Origin of the sequence: Bradyrhizobium sp. cir1 (genome assembly GCF_014198245.1) — a bacterium.
In the GTDB taxonomy this organism is placed as follows: domain Bacteria; phylum Pseudomonadota; class Alphaproteobacteria; order Rhizobiales; family Xanthobacteraceae; genus Bradyrhizobium.
In genome coordinates this window covers 1-3,678 of sequence record NZ_JACIHE010000060.1, presented here as the reverse complement: position 1 = coordinate 3,678, position 3,678 = coordinate 1, and the positions used below count along the sequence as shown (strand labels likewise).

Below are 3,678 nucleotides of genomic sequence, written 5' to 3'. Positions count from 1 at the left end.
GACATCGTCGGCATGACGAATTCGGCACCGGCTCGTATTCCGGTTGGCCAGCGGCTGGTCACCGTCTTCATTCGCGTATTGAAGCGAACGCCTTCCGGGCCGTGCATGTGGTGGTCGCCGAAGATCGATGCTTTCCATCCGCCGAAGGAGTGAAAGGCCATCGGCACCGGGATCGGAACGTTGATGCCGACCATTCCGACTTTGATCTGATGGGCGAATTCACGCGCGGCATCGCCATCGCGTGTGAAGATGGACGTGCCGTTGCCGAATTCGTGTTCATTTATCATGCGCGCGGCTGTCGCGTAGTCCGGCGCTCGAACGACTGAAAGCACAGGACCGAAGATCTCTTCCTTGTAGATCTTCATATTCGGCTTGACATGGTCGAACAGGCTTCCGCCCACGAAGAAACCATTCTCATAGCCCTGCATCCTGAACTTGCGTCCATCGACCAGCAACTTTGCGCCCTCGGCGACGCCGGTATCGATATAGCTGCGGACCTTCTCCAGGTGCTGTTTCGTGACGAGTGGCCCCATCTCCGCTTCGGGGTCGGTACCCGGCCCGACCTTCAGGCCTCGAACCTTGGGTTCGAGCGCGGAGATCAGCTTGTCCGCGGTCCCCTCGCCGACCGGCACTGCAACCGAGATCGCCATGCAGCGCTCGCCCGCGGAGCCGTAGGCGGCCCCCATCAACGCATCGACCGCCTGATTCATGTCGGCATCAGGCATTACGATCATGTGGTTCTTTGCGCCACCAAGGGCCTGGCAGCGCTTCCCGGTGTTCGCCGCGGTCGAATAGATGTACTGCGCGATCGGTGTGGAGCCCACGAAGCTGATCGCCGAAATATCCGGGTGATGAAGCAGCGCATCCACCGCTTCCTTGTCGCCTTGCACCACGTTGAACACGCCGTCCGGCAGACCTGCTTCCTTCAACCACTCCGCCATGACGAGCGACGCCGAAGGGTCGCGCTCAGAAGGCTTCAAAATGAACGCATTTCCGCAGGCGAGGGCGACCGGAAACACCCACATCGGAACCATGACTGGGAAATTGAAGGGCGTGATTCCGGCGACAACACCGAGCGGCTGGCGCGTAGAATAGCTGTCAACGCGGGTACCGACATTCTCCGTAAGTTCGCCCTTGAGAAGCTGCGGAGCGGCCGTGGCAAATTCGACCACCTCCATTCCGCGCTGAACTTCCCCCAGCGCGTCGGAGTGAACCTTGCCATGCTCGGAGACGATCACGTCCGCAAGCTGACCTGCGCGATCCTCAAGGATTCGCAGAAATCGATTGAGCACGCGTGCACGCCGTAAAGGCGTCGTTTCGGCCCAACCCTGCGCTGCCCTGCTGGCGGCGGACACCGCGTCCGCCACGATCGCCCCGTTGGCGGCCACAACACGGCCCGTCTGCTCACCCGTTGCCGGGTTGAAGACCGGCAAGCTGCGTTCGGTGCCCCCCGAGACCTGCTTGCCATTGATGAAATGATTGATCTGCGTGACCACGAACGTCTCCTCCTTGTTTCTGATCAGACTCGAGCCCTCAAGTCAGGCCGCTTTCATTCCCGCCATGTATTTGCCGATCACGCGCTTGTCGGCGCCCTCGGCTGACACTTCATGGACGATGCGACCCGCGCTCATGACGAGGACCCTGTCGACCAAACCAAGCAACTCGTCGAGATCCTCCGAGATGAGCAGCACTGCGGCTCCGCCGTTCCGGGCTTCGATGATCCGACGGTAGGTTTCTTCGCACGCAACGAAGTCAAGACCGAACGTCGGATTCGACGCGACCAGCAATCGAACGTCCTGCGTGAGCTCTCGCGCCAGCACAGCGCGTTGAACATTGCCACCGGATAGCGCGCTCATGCTTGCGTTCAGGCCAGGGGCCTTGACACGAAATTGTGCAACGAGCTTCTCGGCCTGCTCTGCGAGCGCGCCGTAGTTCATAGCGATACCACGGCAGAGCGGCACCCGATCGAAATTACGCAGGGCAAGATTCTCGGCCAGCGACATGCGATCGATGCAGGCGTTCTTCAGGGGCTCTTGCGGCAGTCCATAGACGCCGAGGCGAGCGATTTCCTGTCGTGTACCCTTGAACGATGAGCCGGACACGATCATCGTACCGAAGCGATCCCGCTGCCCCATCAGGGCCTCGACCAACTCCAACTGTCCGTTTCCGGATACCCCGGCAATCCCGACAATCTCGCCTGCGCGCACCTTGAGCGAGAGATCTTTCACGGCGGGAAGACCATTGTCGCCGTTCACGTGGAGGTCGCTGATGGAGAGGACAATATCGGACTTTGGCGGCGATTTCGGCGCGTGCGGCAGCATCTTGCTGACGGGCTCTCCGATCATAGCTTCTGCCAGAGCGTCATCAGTCAAATCGGCGACGGCGCCCGTTCTCACCGACGCGCCTCGACGCAACACCGTCACGTCGTCGGCGAATCGGCGCACTTCATGGAACTTGTGGCTGATCAGGATAGCGCTGAGTTCGCCCGTCCGTGTCAGGCTGCGAACATGGCCGAGCACTTCATCGGCTTCTGCCGGCGTCAGTACCGACGTCGGTTCGTCCAGGATGAGTAGCTTGCGCCCGAGATAGAGCTGCTTGACGATCTCGGCCTTCTGCTTCTCGCCCGCAGAGAGCTGCGAGACACGTACGTCGAGAGGTACGCGAAAAGGAAGCTTCTTGGTGACTACGGCCAGCCGCCTCAGCTCGCTTTGCCAGTTGATATAGGCCGGCAATCTCGCACCGCTGACGACGAGATTCTGCGCCACCGTCATCGACGGCACGAGGGTAAAATGCTGATACACCATGCCGATGCCGAGCGCATCGGCATCCTTCGGCGAGTTCAGCCGGTGCTCGCGCCCATCCACCTGGATGTGACCCTCATCCGGATGGTAAAAGCCCACCAGGCATTTGACCAACGTGCTCTTCCCAGCGCCGTTCTCCCCGAGCAGCGCGTGGACGGTGCCCGAGCGGATCAGCAGCGATACGTTGTTCAGGGCGAGGTTTGCCCCGAAACGCTTCGTCATGTTCTTTAGCTCGACTTGCGGAACGCTCATCGGACTATCCTCCGAGGATGAATTCTCGTCACGGGGTCTCACCTGTGAAGCTTGAGCTCGCCCGGCGCATCAGCGAACGGAGCAGCCCGCGATGTCGACGCAACCATGATTGCAAGGGTCAGAATGTAGGGAGCCGCATTGAACAGGTAGTAGTAGCCGGTCACGCCAATACCCTGGAGCGCAGGACCAAGAGCGCCTGCCCCGCCGAACAGCAGCGATGCGCCGAGGGCGTTGATCGAACGCCAGCGGGCAAAGATGACGAGCGCGACGGCCATGATGCCTTGGCCACTCGACAGGCCTTCGCTCCAGCTCCCCGGATACGAAAGCGACAGGAAGCTGCCGCCGATGCCCGCGAGAAAGCCGCCCGCCATGGTCGCTATGATGCGTACCCGCAATACAGGAAACCCAAGCGCGCGTGCCGCATCCTCGCTGTCTCCCACCGTGCGCAGCATCAGCCCCCAGCCGGTCCTGTTCAGGAAGATGTAGACCGCAAAAGCCAATGCAATTCCGACGAAGAACAGCGCGTTGACGTCCAGCGCAGCTCGCACCTGCGGTACGCTCGACCAGAATCCGAGTTCGATCGAGGGAAGCGGCGGCGCCTTTGGCTCGATCAAGGGTTTGCCCA

3 protein-coding genes are annotated in these 3,678 nt (G+C 61.0%); all 3 read right to left on the bottom strand.

All coding sequences use genetic code 11. The annotated features are described in order from the left end of the window. On the bottom strand, window positions 1-1,496 hold a 1,496-nt coding region (locus GGD63_RS39815; RefSeq protein WP_183250647.1), incomplete at its 3' end, for a CoA-acylating methylmalonate-semialdehyde dehydrogenase. A gap of 42 nt (window positions 1,497-1,538) precedes the next feature. Beyond that, window positions 1,539-3,053: an ABC transporter ATP-binding protein gene (locus GGD63_RS39810; protein WP_183250646.1), complete on the bottom strand. Its 1,515-nt coding sequence runs from the start codon at window positions 3,051-3,053 to the stop codon at window positions 1,539-1,541. Window positions 3,054-3,091: 38 nt separating this feature from the next. Beyond that, window positions 3,092-3,678: ABC transporter permease (locus GGD63_RS39805; protein WP_183250645.1), on the bottom strand; the 587-nt coding region annotated here is incomplete at its 5' end.

Coding starts and splice junctions, on each gene's coding strand:
- GGD63_RS39810 (WP_183250646.1), bottom strand. CDS start 3,053: ATGAGCGTTCCGCAAGTCGAGCTAAAGAACATGACGAAGCGTTTCGGG.